General features: G+C 63.8%; 16 protein-coding genes. 11 read left to right on the top strand and 5 right to left on the bottom strand.

Annotated elements, in window-relative coordinates:
* The first annotated feature begins 4 nt into the window (after nucleotides 1-4).
* The 4 genes from ACNS84_RS11555 to ACNS84_RS11570 all read left to right on the top strand — a co-directional run bounded on the left by ACNS84_RS11555 (nucleotide 5) and on the right by ACNS84_RS11570 (nucleotide 6529).
* A complete protein-coding gene (locus tag ACNS84_RS11555) occupies nucleotides 5-1702 on the top strand; it encodes an ABC transporter substrate-binding protein (RefSeq protein WP_435075019.1) in 1698 nt (565 codons plus the stop codon).
* Nucleotides 1699-2511: a phosphatase PAP2 family protein gene (locus ACNS84_RS11560; RefSeq protein WP_435075020.1), complete on the top strand. Its 813-nt coding sequence runs from the start codon at nucleotides 1699-1701 to the stop codon at nucleotides 2509-2511. The genes ACNS84_RS11555 and ACNS84_RS11560 overlap by 4 nt, the downstream gene beginning before the upstream one ends.
* Before the next feature lie 71 nt (nucleotides 2512-2582).
* A complete protein-coding gene (locus ACNS84_RS11565) occupies nucleotides 2583-3131 on the top strand; it encodes a helix-turn-helix transcriptional regulator (protein WP_435075021.1) in 549 nt (182 codons plus the stop codon).
* Between the two features lie 224 nt (nucleotides 3132-3355).
* The gene (locus tag ACNS84_RS11570; protein WP_435075022.1) at nucleotides 3356-6529 is read left to right on the top strand and encodes a PAS domain S-box protein; all 3174 of its coding nucleotides are present in this window, start codon (nucleotides 3356-3358) and stop codon (nucleotides 6527-6529) included.
* Nucleotides 6530-6656: 127 nt separating this feature from the next.
* Here the strand turns inward: ACNS84_RS11570 and ACNS84_RS11575 are convergent, their stop codons facing one another.
* A complete protein-coding gene (locus tag ACNS84_RS11575) occupies nucleotides 6657-6866 on the bottom strand; it encodes a hypothetical protein (RefSeq protein WP_435075023.1) in 210 nt (69 codons plus the stop codon).
* A 231-nt stretch (nucleotides 6867-7097) separates the two neighbouring features.
* Nucleotides 7098-7685: a DUF7344 domain-containing protein gene (locus ACNS84_RS11580; protein ID WP_435075024.1), complete on the bottom strand. Its 588-nt coding sequence runs from the start codon at nucleotides 7683-7685 to the stop codon at nucleotides 7098-7100.
* A 252-nt stretch (nucleotides 7686-7937) separates the two neighbouring features.
* Here ACNS84_RS11580 and ACNS84_RS11585 point away from each other — a divergent pair, with 252 nt between their 5' ends.
* The 4 genes from ACNS84_RS11585 to ACNS84_RS11600 all read left to right on the top strand — a co-directional run bounded on the left by ACNS84_RS11585 (nucleotide 7938) and on the right by ACNS84_RS11600 (nucleotide 12588).
* A complete protein-coding gene (locus ACNS84_RS11585; protein WP_435075025.1) occupies nucleotides 7938-9080 on the top strand; it encodes a DegT/DnrJ/EryC1/StrS family aminotransferase in 1143 nt (380 codons plus the stop codon).
* Nucleotides 9073-10062, top strand: coding sequence for a Gfo/Idh/MocA family oxidoreductase (locus ACNS84_RS11590; protein ID WP_435075026.1), 990 nt, complete (start codon nucleotides 9073-9075; stop codon nucleotides 10060-10062). The genes ACNS84_RS11585 and ACNS84_RS11590 overlap by 8 nt, the downstream gene beginning before the upstream one ends.
* A gap of 263 nt (nucleotides 10063-10325) precedes the next feature.
* The gene (locus tag ACNS84_RS11595; protein WP_435075027.1) at nucleotides 10326-10931 is read left to right on the top strand and encodes a DUF7344 domain-containing protein; all 606 of its coding nucleotides are present in this window, start codon (nucleotides 10326-10328) and stop codon (nucleotides 10929-10931) included.
* A 349-nt stretch (nucleotides 10932-11280) separates the two neighbouring features.
* Entirely contained in the window at nucleotides 11281-12588 is a 1308-nt protein-coding gene (locus tag ACNS84_RS11600; protein WP_435075028.1) for a helix-turn-helix transcriptional regulator, read from the top strand.
* 55 nt (nucleotides 12589-12643) lie between these two features.
* Here ACNS84_RS11600 and ACNS84_RS11605 read toward each other — a convergent pair whose 3' ends face one another.
* The gene (locus ACNS84_RS11605) at nucleotides 12644-13558 is read right to left on the bottom strand and encodes a glycosyltransferase family 2 protein (RefSeq protein WP_435075029.1); all 915 of its coding nucleotides are present in this window, start codon (nucleotides 13556-13558) and stop codon (nucleotides 12644-12646) included.
* Nucleotides 13559-13673: 115 nt separating this feature from the next.
* Between ACNS84_RS11605 and ACNS84_RS11610 the strand changes: the two genes are divergently transcribed.
* The 3 genes from ACNS84_RS11610 (at nucleotide 13674) to ACNS84_RS11620 (ending at nucleotide 18630) form a co-directional block, all read left to right on the top strand.
* Complete coding sequence (locus tag ACNS84_RS11610; RefSeq protein WP_435075030.1) at nucleotides 13674-14717, top strand: AAA family ATPase; 1044 nt, start codon at nucleotides 13674-13676, stop codon at nucleotides 14715-14717.
* A 100-nt stretch (nucleotides 14718-14817) separates the two neighbouring features.
* Entirely contained in the window at nucleotides 14818-15783 is a 966-nt protein-coding gene (locus tag ACNS84_RS11615; protein WP_435075031.1) for a hypothetical protein, read from the top strand.
* A 126-nt stretch (nucleotides 15784-15909) separates the two neighbouring features.
* Nucleotides 15910-18630 carry an oligosaccharide flippase family protein gene (locus ACNS84_RS11620; RefSeq protein WP_435075032.1) on the top strand — a complete coding sequence of 907 codons (2721 nt, stop codon included), beginning with the start codon at nucleotides 15910-15912 and terminating at the stop codon, nucleotides 18628-18630.
* A 176-nt stretch (nucleotides 18631-18806) separates the two neighbouring features.
* On the opposite strand, the gene ACNS84_RS11625 is transcribed toward ACNS84_RS11620, so the two are convergent.
* Nucleotides 18807-19070 carry a hypothetical protein gene (locus tag ACNS84_RS11625; RefSeq protein ID WP_435075033.1) on the bottom strand — a complete coding sequence of 88 codons (264 nt, stop codon included), beginning with the start codon at nucleotides 19068-19070 and terminating at the stop codon, nucleotides 18807-18809.
* Nucleotides 19071-19292: 222 nt separating this feature from the next.
* Nucleotides 19293-20513 carry a glycosyltransferase gene (locus ACNS84_RS11630; protein WP_435075034.1) on the bottom strand — a complete coding sequence of 407 codons (1221 nt, stop codon included), beginning with the start codon at nucleotides 20511-20513 and terminating at the stop codon, nucleotides 19293-19295.
* Nucleotide 20514 lies beyond the last annotated feature (1 nt).

A 20514-nucleotide genomic window follows, 5' to 3' on the forward strand; every position in this document is an offset into this window, starting at 1 on the left:
GACAGTGCCTGCCGACACGGACGCGGCAGCGACGAAACTCGCGCGATATCTGGCGACGCAACTCCAACGGGTCGGGATCGGTGCCACCGTCGTCCCGATGAGTCGCGAGGAACTCCTCCGGTCGGTTCTCCTGGATCACGACTTCGAGATGTACGTCTACCGCCTCCCGCTCCAGCGAGATCCGGATTTCCTTCGTCCACTCTTCCACTCCCGGAATGCACCCGACAGCGGGTGGCAGAATCCGTTCGGCTCCGACGACCGGTCGCTCGACAAACTGCTGGAACGACAGCGGACCGAAAACGGGGCGGCTCGATCCTCGACGGTACGTGAGATCCAAGCCCACCTCGTCGAGAACCAATCGTTCACCCCCGTCGCAGTCCCGGAATCGGCGTGGGCGAGTCGCCCCGATCGGGTCGCGTTGCCCGACGACGTACCACCGCGCCGCGTCTCGTCGTACCTCGCGGCCCGACCGGTCGACTCCGATTCGACCACGATTAATTCAACGACGGCGAATTCGACGACGGCGAATTCGACGACAGCGACATCGACTCCGGAGACCCGACTTCGGATGGCGCTGACCGACCCGCGATCGACCGCGAATCTGAACCCGTTGTCGCCGTCATTCCGTGCCGACAGAACGATCGTTCGACTCATCTACGACTCGCTCGGTCGGCCATGCAACGGAACCGTTCGGCCGTGGATGGCCTCGTCGTGGACGTGGCACGATGGCGACTCCAATGCGCTGGATATCGACCTCCGCGAGGACATCGAGTGGCACGACGGGGCGTTGATAAACGCGTCCGACGTGGCGTTCACGTTCGAATTCCTCTCCGATACCGCCCTCGGATCGCTCGACCAACCGGTCCCGGCGCCGCGGTACCGTGGCCGCACGTCACTCGTCGACGGGATTACCACGCAGTCGCCGAAGGAGCTGACGCTGGAGTTCGGCGACGTGGACGAGGCTGTCGCCAAGCGCGCGTTGTCCGTCCCGATACTCCCGAGACACGTTTGGAAGCAGTACGCGCGTCCGACGAACGTGGCCAGCCTCGACGACGGCAATCGCACGGAGGCACTCGATCGGCAAAATCTCGAACCGATCGGAAGCGGCCCACTTCGGGTGACTGAGGCGGCTCCCGGAGAGTCACTCTCGATGGAACCGTTCGAGTCGCACTTCCTCTCGACGGGATCTGTCGGTGAGTCGGTCGCTGAGTTCGACGGTGGATTCTCGTTCGACGCGCTGGATTTCACCGTCCTCCCGTCCGATGGAGCCACCGTCGAACTGCTGTCGAACGACACCGTCGATGCGTCGGCGAACTCGTTGTCGCCCGGACCGGCGGAGAAGGCGAGGGAGGATGCCGAACTCGCCGTGGAAACTGGAGACCCGCAGTGGTGCTATCACGTCGGCTACAACCACCGAAAACGGCCGTTCGACGATGCTGATTTTAGACGGGCGGTCGCCCGACTCGTGGACCGGTCGTCCCTCGTGGACCGGCTGTTCGACGGCGAGGCGACGGGGGTCGTGTCTCCGCTTGAGACGACGCAGTACGCGCCGGAGGGGGACGAGTGGGACGACACAGTCGCCGAACTCCGGTACCTCAGCGAACGGGGGAGCGACTCCCTCGACGTCAAAAGAGCGAAGTCGATGTTTTGGGAGGCCGGATACCCGTATTCGGCAGACGGTGAGCTGCTGATAGACGAATGAACCTCTCGCCCTTGCTGTCGATACTGGGCGAGGTGCTCAGTGGAGCAGCACTCGCGCTCTTCGTTGCGACGCTCGTCGTCGTCGGTCCGGCTCGGCTTCGTCGCACCGTCGGCACCGTCCGTGAGCGCGTTTGGGACGCCTCGCCGTATCTCGGCTTGCTCACCGTGGTCCTCCTCGTCAACAACGTCGCTCGCGACGTGGGTCCGGAGGTCTCGTGGGCCATCGGATGGAACGTGACCGGCCTCATCTACGCTATCGAGGGCAACTTCGTCGAACACGTCCAGTCGTTGGCGACGCCCACGCTCACTGCCGTCTTCTCGACGGTGTACCTCTCCGGCTACGTCTTCCTGCTCTCGTTCCCGTTCGTGGCTTACCTCTTCTCGGACGACCGGCGACCGCTGAAACTCACCGCAGTGGCGTTCGCGGCAAACTACATGATCGGGCTGACCTGCTACATCCTGTTTATCTCGTACGGGCCGCGAAACCTCCTCCCGGAACACGTCGACTCACTCCTCTACGTGACGTACCCGCAGACGCAGATCCTCACCGGCGAAGTGAACGTGAACACGAACGTCTTCCCCTCGCTCCACACCTCCCTGTCGGTGACGACGGCCATCGTCGCCCTGCGGACGCGGAGGACGTATCCCGTGTGGGCGGTCGTTGCTCCGACCCTCGCGGCCATGGTCGCCTTCGCGACGATGTATCTCGGGATCCACTGGGCCGTCGACGTCGCCGCCGGGATCGTCCTCGGCGTCGTGAGCGTCGCCATCGGAGACCACCTCGTCGACCGCCGCACGAACAGGACATAGCCGTCCGTGACCGGGACAGTTCCAAACATAATTGGTGGAAGAACCAACACCGTGGGGACGGTATCACTGATATGGCGAAGCGAACCGACGACGAAGCTCACTCGTCCCCCCTCCACCCCGATTGGGCCGAGGAAGAGTCTTCACCCAACCAACGGCCGTCACCACGGACGCCGGCTCTCTTGACGCTCAAGCGTGCGCTCGCCGGCGTCGTGCTCTCCCTCTGGAGGCTCGTCAAATCGAACGCCGCGGCGACGCGGTCCGGCGGTGCGGGGTCTCGTACGTCGTCCGCCGCTCTCGGTGCGCAGTCGGACGAGCGGTCTGCGGTGGCCGCCGGCTCGGACTCCGGTCGAACCGGTTTCGAATCCCCCGTTTCCACGACGGACGCCGACCATCCGCTGGTGGGTGTCGACCCCGACCTCCTCAATCCCGAGCGCCGCATCCTCCAGGTCCTCATCGTCGAGGGCGGCGTGGTCAAACAGTCGGAGTTGGTCGAACGCACCCGCTGGACGGACTCGACGATCAGTCGAACGCTCTGTCGGTTGGAGACTCAGAAACGAATCGAGCGGCGGCGAGAGGGAATCGGGAAGCTCGTTCTCCTCCCACAGAACCGGGAGAACTGACCGATTCCCGACACGCCAGTTCGCCCTCAGGGCCGATCCGATCCCAAAGAAATTAGGTGTCTTCGAGAAAGAGACGTGTATCAATACGTGCTGTTCCTTTCGTGACTGACCGCGATACGCGTTGAGGGAACGCGTCGGGGGGACAGCGACCGGGGGTAACAGAGACACCGATGACATCTCACACATCTGTTCCGCAGGATTCGAAGGAAACGGTCCTCGGACGAATGACGGACGCGGTCTTCGCACTCGACGACCGATGGCGGTTCACGCATCTCAACGACCGTGCGGAGGAGGTGCTGGATGCCGAGGAGGAGAACCTCCTCGGCGAGGCGGTGTGGGACGAGTTCCCGGAGGCCCGCAACACGACGTTCTACCGGGAGTACCGCCGAGCGGTCGACACGCAGGAATCCGTCTCGTTCGAGGAGTACTTCGAGCCGTTGAACTCGTGGTTCTCCGTTCGAGCGTATCCCTCGGAGTCCGGACTCACCGTCTACTTCCGGGACGTGACCGACGAGCACGACCAGCGGGCCGAACTCGAACGCGAACGTGCGCGGCTCGCGGTCCGTGAGCGGTTCGACGACGTCCTCACCGACGTGTCGAAACTGGGAACGAACGCGTCGGGCCTCACGAATTTCCAGACCCGACTGACCGCTCGCTTCCACCGTGTCGACGGGATCCGTGCCGTTCGTATCGACGAGGTCGACGCCGCGGAGCCTGCGGCCGACCTACGGCATCGAGTCGGAGACCTCGAGTTCGGTTCGGAACTTCCGGACGGGTTCGTCGACGCCGTCGACAGCCGCGACGTCACGCGAGTGTCGACCGCACAGACGAACGCGGAGTGGTCGGAGCTCGCCGGTGACGAGTTGGTGTTCATTCCACTCGTCACCGGGAGCCAGTTCTACGGCGTCGCGACGTTCGCCGTCGAGGAGAGTCTCGGCGCGTACGCGTGCGAATCACTGTTCGAATACGTGGCCGAGACGATCGGGTGCGCCGTCGAGAATCTGTTCCGACGCGAAAAGTGGCGATCGGTCGCCGGCACCTTCGAACAGGTCGACGCGGGGGCGTACGTCGTCGGTTCCGACGGCGACATCGTGTGGGTGAACGACTCGTTCGCCGAGTACGTCGGCGTCGACCCCGTCGATATCGTCGGCAGCGACCACGAGTTGTTCGTCGAACACCGTCTCGCGCCGGTGCTCGCCGACGCCGAACAGTTCACGCGGCGTCTCTCGGCCTCCGAGTCGACGAACGACGACCGATCGGAGAGCCGTACCGCCCGGGTCACGGAGAGCTACGACCGGGCGGAACGGGTGCTCGAACACGAGTCGGAGCCGGTCGAGGTCGGCAGGTTCGAGGGCGGAACCGCTCACGTGTTCCAAGACGTCACCGAAGAGGTGGCCGCAGAGCGATCGCTGGCCGAGACCGAATGGATCCGCGAGTCGCTCCTCGAGCGATTGCCGGGGATGGTGTATCGGTGCCGAGACGAAAGCGAAGGGTGGGAGATGGACTTCGTCGCCGGAACCGTCGAGTCGCTCACGGGATACGCCGCCGGAGAGGTCCAGTCGACCGTCTCGTGGGGCGACACGGTCGTGGACCCGCGAGACCGACGGAGCGTCTGGGACTCGGTTCGATCGCAACTCGAAGAGGGCGACACGTTCGAGGTGAACTACCGGATCGTTCGCCGCGACGGCACGACTCGGTGGGTCTGGGAGCGCGGGCGCCGCGTCGAGATGCGAGACGGGACGCGTCTCGTCGGGTTCGTCAGTGACGTGACGGAGAAGCGAAACACGAAGGACCGCCTCAAGTGGGAGGAAGGCCGGTTCCAGTCCCTCGTCGAGCACGTCTCCGGATACGCCATCTTCACCGTGAACCGCGAGGGGCGTATCGAGAGCTGGAACGACGGTGCGGAGGCCATCACCGGATACGACGCGGAGGAAGCGACCGGGAGGCACCTCTCGTCGTTCTCCCCTGCCGAGCGGGACGACAGCTGTCTCTCCGAGTCGCACCTGACCGAGGCGTCCCTCTCCGGCGAGTCGTACGACGAGGGATGGGTACAGACCAGCGACGGCCGTCCGTTTTGGGCCCGCGTGGTCCTCCGGGCGATCACCGACGAGGACGGCGGCGACGTGTACGGGTTCGTCGCCGTCGTCCGAGACATGACCGAGCAGCGGGAGCGGCGACGAGAGCTCGAACACCAGCGCGACGAACTCGTCACGCTGAACCGAATCAACGCCGTCGTCCGCGACATCGACCGGGCGCTCGTTCAGGCGCGGACTCGCGAAGAGATCCGCACCACGATCTGTGAGCGGCTTGCTGACGACGAGCGGTACGAACTGGCCTGGATCGGTGAGAGTGATCACGCGCGTAACGTCGTCACGCCGATCGAATGGGCCGGAGACAAGACCGACTACGTAGAGGACCTCGACGTGAGAATCGACGGCGAACGGGGGGCCGGTCCGGTCGGGCGGTCACTCGAGTCCGGGACCATCTCGGTCGTCCAGCGGATCGCCGACGACCCGACGTTCGACCCGTGGCGCGAGGACGCACTCGCGAACGGGTTCGAATCGAGCGCGTCGATCCCCATCGAGTACGGCGGCATCCCCTACGGCGTCCTCTGCGTCTACAGCGGCGAGGCCGAGGCGTTCGACGAGCGCGAAAAGCGACTGCTCGGCGAACTCGGAGAGATGGTCGGATACGCGCTCAACGCCGTCGACCGGAAGCAGGCACTCGTCGAGGAGTCGATGACCGAGATGTCGATGGAACTGACCGAGAGTCTCTCGGAGTTCACCGACCTCGCGCAGGCCGCCGACGGCCGCCTGACGCTCACCAGTTCGGTCGAGACCGGCGACGAAACGTTCCGACAGTACATTCGAACGGACGGGATCGACCCCAACGACGTCGCCGAAATCCTGGAGGAGAACGAGCGGATTCGCTCCGTCGAGGTCCTCAGGGACAGCACGCCGAACGGGTCGCTCGCGATCAGTACGGACACCGCGCCCCTCATGCAGACGGTCGCCGTCTACGGCGGTCGCGTCAACGAGGTCGTCGCCGAGGGCGGAACGGTCTCCATCAACGTGCGGTTCCCGACGGAGACGAACATCCGTTCCGTCATCGAGCGGCTCCGCGAGCTGTACCCCGACCTCGAGGTGATCGCGAAGCGGCTCATTTCGCCGGAGGACGAGGCGGAGCGTCTCGCGACCCTGGTCGCGGACGACCTCACGGGTCGGCAGGCCGAGGTGCTTGAGACGGCGTATCAGGCCGGCTACTACGAGTGGCCACGCGACACGGACGGCACGGAGCTCGCGGAGCAACTGAACGTGTCGGCGGCAACGCTGTCCCAGCACTTTCGCTCCGCACACGCCAAAGTCGTCGGGAGCATCGTCGAACATCGGCTGAAGTGACGACGGGCACCGCCGCGACCGCGAGAACGTGGTCGGGGACGGTAACGGAGACAGACCGCGGCCGAGACGGTGGCGGAAATCGCGTTCGCGCTCCCCGGGCACGGCGTCGGTACCGGTGATCGATTCGCTACAGTGCGAGCGACACGGTCCCGCAGAACATGAACAGGGAGACGAACTGCCGTGCGCGAACCATCGAGACGTCGAAATATTCCGAGTGACCCAGTCCCGAAGAGACGAGCGCCAGTGCGACGAACGCCGCGCTGACCGGCGCGAACTGACCAGTGAACATCGGGTTACGCATCGCCTCCGGTGCGCCGTCGTGAGGTGTCGGTGCCACCTGTCGCTTCCTGTATGACCATGAGTGCCAATCGTCGCACCGACATTTACTTATCAGGTGTGTAAGCGGTCTGGGAGAGTCCGCGGCGAGGGTCTCGGGTGTCCGCTCCGGGGTGCGCGTGACTCCACGACAGTGCGGACTGCCGTTACGGACGGACTGGAAGCGCGACGCGACCGGGACGAGACGGGACGCGCGACGCGACCGGGACGAGACGGGAAGCGCGCCCGCCAGTCAGGCGCGCGTGAGCGCTCGATAGCCGAAGAAGAGCACGACGAGTGCCGCGGGAATGAGCGAGGTGGCCGTGCCGAACGGATTGAGGCTCGAGACGGCGAGGGCGACGCCGGCGACGCCGAAGAGGAGCACCCCCAACTCGACGGCCCGTTCGACTGAGATCTCGCCGCCTTCGATGGACCGGATCCTCGTGCGTTCGTCGTCGGTCCGTGCGGCCGCCGAGGTGGGTCGCCGCATCCCGCTGTCGGCGCCCGCGTCGCCAGCACGCGAGGAGAACACCTGACCGGTCTCTTGGTCGAATTCGAGTCGGCCGGCCGAGTCGAGGCGCGGGAGGTCGAAGTCGTAGAGGACGCTGTGGATCTCCTCGTCGGTGGGGACCATTCCGTCGGTCTCCTCCTCGAACCACCCCGAGAGGGCGGTGGTCAGTTCACCGATCGTAGTGGGGGTCTGCGGGCGTTCGTCGACGATCGAGACGATGGTTTCCCGGCGCCGCGGTTCGGTGACGCCACCGAGGCCGGGCCTGTCGTCGAGCGTTGGCCCCGACCTCGCATCGAGATTGTCCGATCCGGTCGGCGACCAGGGTACCATTGATGGGTTGGACTATGGGATCTATAAAAATAAAACCCAGTGGTGGCGCTGGCCCCTGATGAGGGATATTTCCCCTTATTAGCCTTCGAGAGCGCTTATCTGACCAATAATAATCCCCGCATAGTGCTTGTCCCCCGACAGCGGGAGCGGGACCGCACGCTAAGCTATGAGAGTATCACACCTATTCCACAATGGATACGAGCGACCGTCCGACGGCACGAGCGCGACGAACGACAGCGACGGGAGACAGCGATGAGCGGAGACGTCAGCATCGCCAACCCCATACTGGGCGACGAAGAGGTCTCGCGCATCGAGTCGGTCGTCGAGTCCGGGATGATAGCCGACGGTCCTGAAGTTCGCGAGTTCGAAGCCGAGTTCGCGGAGTACTGTGACGCCGACCTGGGCGTCGCGACGTCGAACGGAACCACGGCACTTCACGCGGCACTCGAAGCGGTCGGCGTCGGCCCCGGTGACACGGTACTCACCACGCCGTTCTCGTTCGTCGCGACGGCGAACGCGATCCGGTTCGCGGGCGGCAGGCCGGAGTTCGCGGACATCGACCCCGAGACGTTCAACCTCGACCCCGAACACGTCGAGGCGAAGCTCGAGGCACTCGATGGAAACGTCGACGCGATGGTCGTCGTCCATCTCTACGGCCTCCCGGCCCCGATGGACCGGTTGCGCGAACTCGCGGACGAGTATGACGTGGCTGTCATCGAAGACGCCGCACAGGCCCACGGGGCGACGTACCGCGACAGCCCGGTCGGGTCGCTCGGCGACGCCGCGTGTTTCTCGTTCTACCCGACGAAGAACATGACCACGGGCGAAGGCGGCATGGTCGTCACCGACGACCAAGACGTCGCCGACGCCACGGCGAGTTTCATCAACCACGGCCGCGAGACCGACGGGTATCGACACGTCTCGCTGGGACACAACTTCCGAATGACGAGCATCGCCGCCGCGATGGGGCGGGCGCAGCTCGAACGGCTACCCGGGTTTATCGAGCGGCGCCGTGAGAACGCGGCGAGACTCGACGAACTGCTCGCGGAGACGAACGCCGTCACGCCGGCGATCCCCGACGGCAGTGAACACTCCTACCACCAGTACACGGTCCGTGTCGGCAACCGCGATTCGGTCGCCGAGCAGCTCGACGACCACGGGATCGGAAGCGGGGTGTACTACCCGCGATGTATCCACGACCAGCCAGCCTACGACGCGCTCAGCGTGAGTGCCCCGACCGCGGAGCGCGTCGCGGATCAGGCGCTGTCGCTCCCCGTCCATCCGGCGCTCGACGAAGAGGAAGTCGAACGAGTCGGGACCGTCCTCCGTGACGAGGTGACCATCAAGCCGCCGTCTGACCCAACGCGGACGACGATGGAGGTGTCCAATGACTGACGACACCATCCGCGCGGGCGTCATCGGCGTCGGCAGCATGGGACAGAACCACGCCCGCGTCTACGACGAACTCAACGAGACGGACCTCGTCGGCGTCTTCGACGTGGACGACGACAACGCGGCGAACGTTGCCGCGGAGTACGGGACGAGTTCGCGGTCGATGGCCGATCTGCTCGACGCCGCCGACATCGTCTCCGTCGCCGTGCCGACCCAGTTCCACTACGAGAACGCGAAGCGCGCACTCCAAGCGGACGTGGACGTGCTCGTCGAGAAGCCGTTCGTCGACGACCCCGAGAATGGGCAAGAGCTCATCGACATCGCTGACGAGCGCGACCTCACGTTACAGGTCGGCCACATCGAACGGTTCAATCCCGCGGTCCAGACGCTTCGTGACCTCGTGGACGAGTTGAACATCTACGCGGTGTCGACCGAACGGGTCGGTCCGCCGATAGACCGCGCCATCGACGACTCGGTCGTGATGGACCTGATGATCCACGACCTCGACATCGTGCTCGACATCGTCGACGGCGACGTCGACTCGTACAGTTCGGTCGGCACCCCCGACTGCCGCTACGCCAACGCCAACCTCCGATTCGACTCCGGCGTGACGGCGTCTCTCACCACGAGTCGCGTCACCCAAGAGAAGGTCCGCGGCCTCACCATCTCCGCGGAGGACTGCCGCGTCAAGGTCGACTACATCGACCAGAGCATCGAAATCCACCGGTCGTCGGTGCCGGCGCACATCGACGACGACTCCTTCGTTCGCCACCGACACGAGAACTCCGTCGAGACGCTCACCGTCGAGCAGGTCGAACCCCTGAAGAGCGAACTTAGCTCGTTCGCGCACGCCGCCGAGACGGGGGAAGACCCCGTCGTGGACGGCGAACAGGGTCTCCGCGTGCTGAAGTTGACGAAATCGCTGGACCGCGCGGCGCAGTCGGGGTCGGCCGACAACCCGAACATTCCCACCGGCGCGGACTGACCACCACCGTTCGACGGCGTGAACCGATGTAGCCGGCTGCAACAGTCCGGATTACATTGACGTTCGATCCTGCCGACGTCTGACGACTGTTGAAAATCCAACAAAGCCACCGTCTGGTGATTTTGAGGGTTGAAACAGTGTGAAACAGTCGTATAAAGTAAAGAGAAACCCCTTAGAAACGGGGGTAAACAGTCGACAACATTTGGAAAATCCGGGACTATATTCCCGGTTTATTTGTCCTCCCTGTTAGGGTACGAGCAACGATGACCGTCCAAGTAGACGTCCCCGAAGACTCGCTGCTCGAACCGCAAGTGGAAGAGGAAGAGACGACAGATCTCGACGCTGACGATGTCTACCATCTCCTCCAGAACGAGCGGCGCCGGAACGTCCTCGAGTATCTGCGCGGCCGCGAGGGGCCGGTCCAGATGCGCGACATCGCGGAGCAGGTCGCCGCGTGGGAGCACGACACGACGCTGCAGGCGCTGATGTCCGACCAGCGACAGCGCGTGTACATCGCCCTGTACCAGGCGCACCTCCCGAAGCTCGACAAAGAGGGAATCATCGACTACAACCAGAGCCGAGGTATCGTCGAGAAGAAACCTGCCGCCCAGAAGCTCATCGCCCACCTCGAACAGCCGGGAGGCGACGACGAATCGGACGCCGACGACGACGAGTCAGACCACGCGTGGGGGACGTACTACCTCGGCGTGTCGGGCGTGAGCGCGCTCCTGATCGGTGCGTCGGGACTGGGGCTCCCCCTGATCAGCTCCGTTCCGCACCTGTTCGTCGCCCTCGCGGTCATGAGCGTGTACACCGCGCTCTCGTTCTGGCAAGTTCTCGACGACTCCGGCGCCGCGGATGAAGAATAAGGCGTTCCACACCAGACACCCAGACAGGCCCAGACTGTTCCGATATAAACGCCGCTTGCGGTGTGTAATGGGCATATGAGCACGTTAGCGCGGCGAGTACCCGGTACGATCACCGGAGGTCGCCGGATCTGCCCTCCGTGAGATTAATACGCGTGAGTGTGATCCAGAGATATACCACACTGTTAGATCTGATGGAGAGACATACCATACTGTTAGATCTAATGGATAATTTGATGGATATAAATGTGCGTTCCCGACCGAATCGAGAAGGCTGGACACTCGACTGTGAGGTAACTCCACACCACCGTCCGAGCAGCGACACCCGCATACAGCCACATTCGTCCTAATCATGTCTCAGGCCCGAGTCCTGTTGGTGATGGCCGCGTTCGTCCTCGTCGCGGCCGTCGCTCCCGCGTCCGCCACCGCGGCACCGGTCGCACAGCAGAACGGGACGGTCGTCCAAGCCGAGTTCACCGACCCGGTTCCGGTCGAACGCGTCGACGGATCCGTGTTCCTCTGGGAGTCTGAACCCAACGGCCTGAGGGTGACGATCCCCCCTTCTAACGAGTCGAACCTCTACAAGGTCTGCGTGCAGAACGAAACCGGGGCGCAGATCGTCTGTGACAGCCAGAGATCCGCGGCAGGGGGCGAATCGGTGACCGTGAACTTCGCCGACCTCTCGGCGTTTCGGGAGACGCGAAACGTCACCGTCGTCCTCTGGCCCGGTTCTCCGGGGGAGACCGAGCCGATCGGCTCCGACACGATCAGTATCAGGGTCATCGAGAAGGACGGCGACATCGACGGCGACAAACTCTCGAACGCGGAGGAGGTGTCGTACAACACCTCGATGGTCCTGGCGGACACCGACAGGGACAGCCTCACCGACGGGGCCGAGGTGAACAACTACGGTACGTCACCGACGTCGGTCGACACCGACAACGACAACCTGTCGGACCCGACCGAGCTATCGATGTCGCTCTCGCCGACGAACCCGGACACCGACAACGACGGAATTCCCGACGGCGTCGAGGTGGAACTCGGATTGGCGCCGAAGGACGCGACTGCCGATACGGACGGTGACGGCCTGCGAGACGGCTACGAGTACGCACACGGAATCGACCCGACGAAAGTGGACACCGACGGCGACGGACTGAACGACGGGTTGGAAGTGCGACTGGGGACGGATCCGGCCGACAGCCGCACCACGCCGATGCTCCTGTTCGCGAGTATGACGCTCTTCGGTATCTTCGCGGTCGTGGCGCGCTGGGCCTGGCCCTCGTGGCGCCACCGGATCGACCGGTACGTTCCCTCGTGGGTCTGGGCGGCATGGGCGTCCATCGACGACGAATCGACCGACGAACACGACGCGGACGAGTCGACGCCCCCACCAGAGATCGACCACGCGGAACGTCAGCAGTCGTCGGAGCCGATGCTGACTAACGAGGACAGAGTCCTCCAACTCCTCCGCGAGAACGGCGGGTGGGTGTATCAGGGTCTCATCGTCGAGGAGACGCGTTGGTCCAAGTCGAAGGTGAGCCGCCTGCTCTCCCAGATGGCCGACGAGGGGACGATCGAGAAGGTCAGCGTGGGGCGACAGAACGTCGTCGCCGAGAAGGGGTCGATGCCCGACGGGTTCGGGTCGCCGTTCGACGAGTGACGGCGACCGACGGCCGCGGTCCGTCTCTCGGGACGCTTGCCGAAGGACCGCGATTTCAGGCGCCGAACCGCGTCCGGACGCCTTTGATCACGTTGAAACAGAGACCCGGGAGCTGACTCGGTGACGGCGTCGTTCCGGCGCGGAGGAACGAGAGCCCGGAGTCGAACCGACCTTCTCGCAGATACAGCGACGCGATGGCGTAGTGGTGGATTCCGGTCACGTCGTAGCCCTCGGTCTCCAGTTCGACGACGTCGTCGGCGAACGTTCGGAGGAAGTGGCTGTTCGCCTCTCGGACGGCATCGGCGCTCGGGCCGCCAGACGGGTAGCGCCAGAGGAGCGGTTCGTCGACGTAGGCCAACTTCCCCTGCTTGAGCACGCGGATGAGGAACTCGGTGTCCTGATACCGGTCGAACGATTCGTCGAACCCGTCGATCCGGTCCACGACGTCCGACTCGACGATGAGCGTCGACCCGGCGCTGGTGTGGAGGTTCTCCATGAGCACCTCCTTGACGAGCGCTTCACCGCCCTCTGCGCCCTCTCTCGAACCGTGGCCCCCAAGGAACGACTTGAGGCGTTCCCACCCGGCAGTCGCGTCCTCGTCGCTGACGACGGTCGTTCCGCAGTAGGCGGCGACCCATTCGTCAGACCGCTGTTCGAGCGTCTCTACCTGTTGTTCGAGTTTCGTAGCCGCCCACACGTCGTCCGAGTCGAGGAGGGCGATGTAGTCGCCCGTCGCGGCTTCGATGCCGGTGTTGCGGGCGGCGCTGCCGCCTTTGTTCGTCTCGTGTTCGAGGAAGGTCAGACGCGGGTCGTCGTATTCGTTCACGACGGACGCTGTGTCGTCGTCGGAGGCGTCGTCGATGACGACGACCTCGACGTCCTCCAGCGTCTGATCGAGTGCGCTGTCGATGGACCGCGGCAGGACGTCTGCTCGGTTGTACGTGGGGATAATGACGCTCACTGTTGGCATCCAGAATCGAGTGACACTCGTCGCGGAGAGTCCTTTATTATCGCTCTGGTAACGCGGACGACGGCCGACGGCTTATCGCTCCGATAATAATAGTCGGACGGACCGAGCAGGGGGTATGGACACCAACGAGTTACAAACGCTGAGTACGCGCGTCATCAACGAGATATCCCGTGCCGTCGTCGTGGACCAAGCCGTCCTCCGGCGGATCCTCTCGGGCGCGCTCTCACGGGGACACGTGCTCCTGGAGGGCGTCCCGGGAAGTGGAAAGACGCTGACCGCACGGGGGTTCGCGACCGCGCTGGGCCTCTCGTTCTCGCGGATCCAGTTCACGCCCGACCTCCTCCCCGCCGACGTGACCGGGACGCACGTCGGCGGCGAACGAGACGAATCGACCGAGTTCAGCAAGGGACCGGTGTTCGCGAACGTCGTCCTCGCCGACGGGATCACCCGTTCCCCACCCAAGACGCAGGCCGCGCTCCTCGAAGCGATGGCCGAGGGAGAGGTGACGATCGACGGTGAGACGTATCCACTTCCCGAACCGTTCTTCGTCATCGCCACGCAGAACCGCGTCGAACAGGGCGAGGAAACGTTCCCGCTCTCGGAGGCGCAGAAGGATCGCTTCCTGATCAAGGACAACCTCGGCTATCCCGACGAGGAGGAGGAGCTAACGCTACTCGACCGACGCGACGCTCGGGACGAACAGACGCCCTCCGTCTCGACGGTCCTCTCGAAGGGGAGCGTCCTCGTGATGCAACGGGTCCCGGAGATGATTCGCGTCGACGACGAGATCAAGCAGTACATCGTTGACATCGTCCAGCAGACTCGCTCTGACGAGCGGGTCGCCGTCGGCGTCTCCCCGCGCGGGTGCCAGCATCTCTTCGAAGCCGCCCGAGCGACGGCCGCAGTGCGGGGGCGCGGGTTCGTCTCCCCGGACGACGTAACGGACGTCGCCCACGCGACCATCGCACACCGTCTCGTTCCGGCCGCGACGGTGAACAACGTCGACCGAACGCGACTGGTCGACGAACTGCTCTCCGAAGTCACGGCCCCGAGGGTCGGCGGTAAAGCGCGCGTAAGCACCGCCAGCGCGACTGCGAGCGTGACAACTCGCTCGTCGAACGCCGAAACGGCCTCCGAGCGTTCGAATGAGCCGCGTTGAGCGTCCGCGCCCGCGCTCGCGTCCGCCGCTTTATCGGTCCGATAAGTCGGGGCTACCAGGTCGATAATAACGGGGGGGCGGTGTGACGGACGAACTGGATATGGAACGACAATCGAGAGCAGTGAAACGCGCAAGTATGGCGCTCATCGTCGGACTGCTGGTGGCGACTGCGGGCTGTGCGGGTCTCCCAGGCGGCGATGCAGGAACGCCAGCACCCGACTCGACCGGCGAAGGGACGGTTGAGACGGCCGATTCGAACACGACGAACACCTCGGATACGACGACGGAGTCGAACGAATCGGACGGCGACTCACACAGCAACGAGAACGAGTCCGACTCGAACACGTCGACCGCGATTGATGCGGAGTACACCGGAGAGATGGCCGTGATGGTCGGCGACGAACGCGTCGACCTCGCGGCGAACATCGACGGCGAGGACGGCATCAACATGGCCGACAGCGACACCTGGTACACGAACGAGAGCGTGACGCTCTCGGAGGCGCTCAGGTCCGCCGGCGTCGAGGCTGAGGAGTCGACGCTCACCTACGACGGTGAGACCTACGACGAGTCCACGGACGGGACGAATATCATCTACCGCGTCGGCAGCCACGAAGTCGACCCCGAGGAGTACACGCTCGAATCGGACGACAAGATCTGGGTGCTCGTCGAGACTGACGGCTCGGACGTCACCCCGCCGGGCGAGTACATCCCGCCGGAGAACCTCCACGTCCACGGGACTATCGACTTCACCGTCGACGGTGAGGAGCTCGACTTCAGTCAGGACAAGTACCAGCAGGCCGGCCACAACGACCACTTCCACTTCGAAGGCGGACACGCCAGCCCGTGGCACGCACACTCCGCGCACGTCACGGTCGGCTACGCGATGTCGACGCTCGAAGGTATCAACGTGAGCGACGACGCCATCACCTACAACGGAACGGCGTACGCCTTCGACAGCGAGGACGGAGCGGCCACCGTGAAGGTCAACGGTGAGTCGGTCGACCCGAACGAGTACTACCTCAAAAACGGCGACTCCGTCACGATCGCGATCGAACCGTCTGACTGAGATATCTCCGTTATCAATGCATACGACCCATCGGACAGCACGTGACCAGTGCCCGAGACGCCACCGAGAGAGGCGTCTCAAACGGCCGGTTTCACTCGTCGAGCGTGACGGGCGGGGGCATCGACCGTGAGTCGAAACATGGTCACGGCGTTCCTCTCCATCGTGGGGGGGCGTATCTTCATCGTGCTGTCGTCGGTGGTTCTCACCCCGCTTCTCATTAAGACCCTCGGGTTCGAACTCTACGGGCGCTACAGCACCCTCACGGCGGTGTTCGGCATCTCGACCATTCTGATGAGTTCGGGGATCAACAGCGGTGCCCGCAAGTTCCTCTCCGAGGAACGGCCGATTGAGAACTGGAAGACGCACGTCTTCGGCTACTACTTCCGCCTCGGGACGCTCCTCGCGGTGCTGACTGCGCTGGCGTTCGCCGGCGCGGCGCACTTCGGTCTCGTCACCCAGTATCTCGGTGAGCAGTACGTCGTCGGCTTCTACGGCCTGGCGGGGCTGACTATCGCGACGCAGTTCCGCGAGTTCTCGCGCCGGTCGCTGATGGGGCTCAAGCAGGAACACCTCTCGGAGCCGCTGCGCGTGTTCAACAAGGTCGGCTCGCGGATCGTACTCATCGGAATCGTCTACTTCGGCTTCGAGATCGGGGGAATGATGGTCGGTCTCATCGTCGTCAACGGACTCGTCGCCCTGCTCGCGCTGTGGTGGCTTCGAACCAACATCTCGCTCCGCGGCATCGTCACCAGGTCGCCGGGCGAGTTCCCGACGAGGGAGCTGTTCAGCTTCAACCACCTCTCGGTGGTGTACATGCTGTTCCTCACGTCGATGTACCACGCCGACGTGTTGATGCTCGCCTCGGTCGTCACCGAGACGCAGGTCGGCTACTACAAGTCCGCGCTGGTCATCACCCAATTCCTCTGGGTGATCCCGCGGTCCATTCAGTCGATGCTCATCCAGTCCGTCTCGGACCTCTGGGCGAAGGGCCGCATCGACCAGATAAACGAGATCGCGTCGCGAGTCACCCGGTACGGGATGCTCGTCGTCGTGCTGTTGTCGATCGGGCTCGGGGCGCTCGCGAAGGACTTCGTCCCGCTGTATCTCGGTCAGGGGGCGATGCCGGTCGTCACGCCGCTCCTCATTCTCCTGCCCGGGACCATCGGATTCGCCATCGTCAGACCGATCCTCGCCATCAGTCACGCGAAGGCGGACATGAAACCGCTCATCGCGGCGACCGGGGCCGCAGCGATTCTGAACCTCGGTCTCAACGCGGTTCTCATCCCTCGATACGGAATTCTCGGGGCGGCGGTCGCGACGACCATCGGCTACTCGTCGTTGCCGCTGTTCAACCTCCTCAGCGCCCGTCACCTCGGATTCAACCCGTTCTCGGACGCGCGAATCGGTCGGGTGTTGGCGACGGGGGTCATCGCGGTCGTCCCCATCTACCTCCTCTCGGTGACGGTCGAGAACAGCCTCGTCGCGTTGGCGGTCATCCCCCCAATCGGGTTCATCGTCTTCGTGACGGTGGCGTTCCTGGTCGGCGCCGTCGGGGTCGACGAGGTGCTGGACGTGATGGAGTCGCTTCCGGACCCCATAGGGTCGCGCGCATCCGCCGCCCTCGCGAGCAACGGCGGCATCGGCGGCAGCCTCGGCGGGATCGGAAGGCGCTCGCGGAGTAGCACGTCGTGGACCGACCGACACTCGGACACCCTTCAACGCGCCCTCCTCATTCTCGGTATCCTCCTCTCGCTTTCTGGGATCGTACTCGCCGCGGGCGTGCCCGGCATCGACGTGGGGTCGTCCATCGACGGCGACTCGCCGATTCCGGAGGTGAACAACACCGAACCGGTCACCGACGCGCCGTCGTCGACGAACGAGACGCAGACCACGGACTCACCGTCGAATACCTCCGATAGCTCGGGGGACCAGAGCGGGGATTCATCCACGGACGATCCGCCAACCACGACGGAGAACGGCAGTGCGACAGGGAACACCACGACGGAGAACAGCACTGCAACCGAGAACACCACTACGACTGAAGACGGTACGACTGAGGACAGCAGTACGACTGAAGACAGTTCGACTGAGGACAGCAGTACGACTGAAGACAGTTCGACTGAGGACAGCAGTACGACTGAAGACAGTTCGACTGAGGACAGCAGTACGACTGAAGACAGTTCGACTGAGGACAGCAGTACGACTGAAGACAGTTCGACTGAGGACAGCAGTACGACTGAAGACAGTTCGACTGAGGACAGCAGTACGACTGAAGACAGCAGTACGACGGAAAACACCACGACAGAAGACAGCAGTACGACGGAAAACACTACGACCGAGAACACCACCACGACGGAAAACACCACGACTGAGGACAGCAGCACGACCGAGAACACCACGACGGAAAACACCACGACGGAAAACACCACGACTGAGGACAGCAGCACGACCGAGAACACCACGACGGAAAACACCACGACGGAAAACACCACGACTGAGGACAGCAGCACGACCGAGAACACCACGACGGAAAACACCACGACGGAAAACACCACGACGGAAAACACCACGACTGAGGACAGCAGCACGACCGAGAACACTACGACTGAGAACACCACCACGACGGAAAACACTACGACGGAAAACACTACGACGGAAAACACTACGACTGAGAATACCACCACAACGTCGTTACTGACGACGATAGCAACCACAACAACCGAGAGCGTCACGACAACGTTTAGCGACATGCCGGCGCTCCTGATGGACCGTCCCACGAAGGCGAGGAACTGGCTTCTCTCGTTGTGGTCCCCCACCAGCGGGACGCCGTGGTTTCAGTCGATTTAGCGCGCAGGAGGAATGCTACAGTTGTTTCGGACGGTGGATTGGGCCGATTTCCTTGTCAGTTGCTGCGAGCGATAACAGTCTCGTCGACGAGTCACGGTCATTTCCGGTTTCTTTCACGTAGATTCCGAGAACAGTCACGGCAGTGGATTACGCCAGTGGAGGACGCCTTGATTGAGTCACTCGAGCGCTCCCGTCCGGGTGTCGAATGTGAATATGCCGCCGTATTCCCAGTCGCCGTCGTTGTGTGCACCGTCACTCGCGACGATGACTCTACCATCAGCGATCACTGGTGAGTCGAACACTCGTGCGAGTCCGCTGTCCGGCGTGTCCTCGCCACCTGATGGCGGTTCATCCACACACTCCTGTTCACCAGACTGCTGGTCGTGCGCGACGACGCGACTCCGACCCGTGACATCGTCGAGGAGTTCTGTCGTGAACACGAGTTCGTCACCGACGGCCAGTTCGGTCGGCTCGGACGGATTGTACGATTTCGGTGGGTAGAATCGCGTTGTTACCGACGGGCCGACATCAGCAGCGTTGGCACCGACCATCCGGGAGTGTTGGGTGCGGACCCTTCTTCTGTGGATTCATCACTCGCCTGCGCGAGGGCAGAGAAACTGCCTGTAGTGAGGAGTGCTGAACCGACAGGTCGACGCTGACCCTCAGTGCGCCGTCGGAATCGGCTCTGTTCGCTGCGCTTCGAGGACCTCGACGTAGAGGTCCGCGATCTCCTCGCAGACGGTCTCCCACGTGAACTCGCTCGCGTAGGCCTCGATTGCGTCGGCGTCCCAGTCTCGGTTCAGCGCCTCGAGGACGGCGTCGGCGAGTTCGTCGTGTGACTCCGGGCCCTCGACGAGCAGTCCGTAGTCGTCGCTCGTAATGACCTCTTCACTGCCGCCGTTTTTCGTTGCGACGACGGGCGTTCCACAGGCCATCGCTTCCAGTTGAACGACGCCGAAGCTCTCGCTGTAGCTCGGGAGAACCATCATATCGGCGGCGTTCATCCAGTCGTTCAGCGTCTCCGACTCGACGTAGCCGAGGAGGTCCGTCTGGTCGGCGATGCCGAGTTCCTCGGCGAGGGATTCGAGCTCGTCGCGCATCCCGCCCTGCCCGCCGATGACGAGTCGGGCATCCGGCTCGGCGTCTCGGACTTGCGTCATCGCGCGCATGAGGTGTTGGAACCCCTTCCGCGGCTTCAGCGTCCCGAGGGCGAACACAACCGGCGTCTCGTCGTCGATACCGAGTCGCTCGCGTGCCGATTCGGTCGGAACCCGCTCGAAGATGTCCGTGTCGTACCCGTTCGGGACGTGGACGACGTCGTCGTTGTACGGTTCGAGTTTCGAGCGGTCGCGTCGGTTGACGCGGATCAGTCGGTCGGCGTCGGTCCACGCCCGCGTCAGTCGGTCGTTGTCGGAGTCCAGCTGTTCTTGGAACCAGTTGCGGTTCGCGTGGACGGTGAGGAGGTACGGAACGTCGAGTTCCTCCTTCAGGCGCGCACCGACGTACCCCGACGTCCACGACATGTGGCAGTGGATCAGGTCGAACGAGATCGGGTGGTCTTCGAGTTCCTTTCGAACCTTCCGGGCGTGCTGCTGCCCGAGGAAGTGGTCGCGCTGGAAGTCGACGGGGAGATACAGGAGGGGCGTCTCGACGACGTGGACGTTTTCGGGGACGTGCGACTGGGCTATCTTCGAGTCTTTGCCGAACCCGTCTCCGCTGTCACCCGGGAGCCGCGAGGCCACGTCCGCGAACCAGTTGTACCTGACACAGACCGTGACGGTGTCGAAGTACTCCGCGAGCACGTCGACCTGTGACTTGACGAAGTGTTTGTACCCGTGCGAGACGACGAGGAGGTTCTTGTCGGCCAGTTGGTCTCGGTCCATG

The sequence above is a fragment of the Halorubrum wangae genome, assembly GCF_051194135.1.
Taxonomy (GTDB): domain Archaea; phylum Halobacteriota; class Halobacteria; order Halobacteriales; family Haloferacaceae; genus Halorubrum.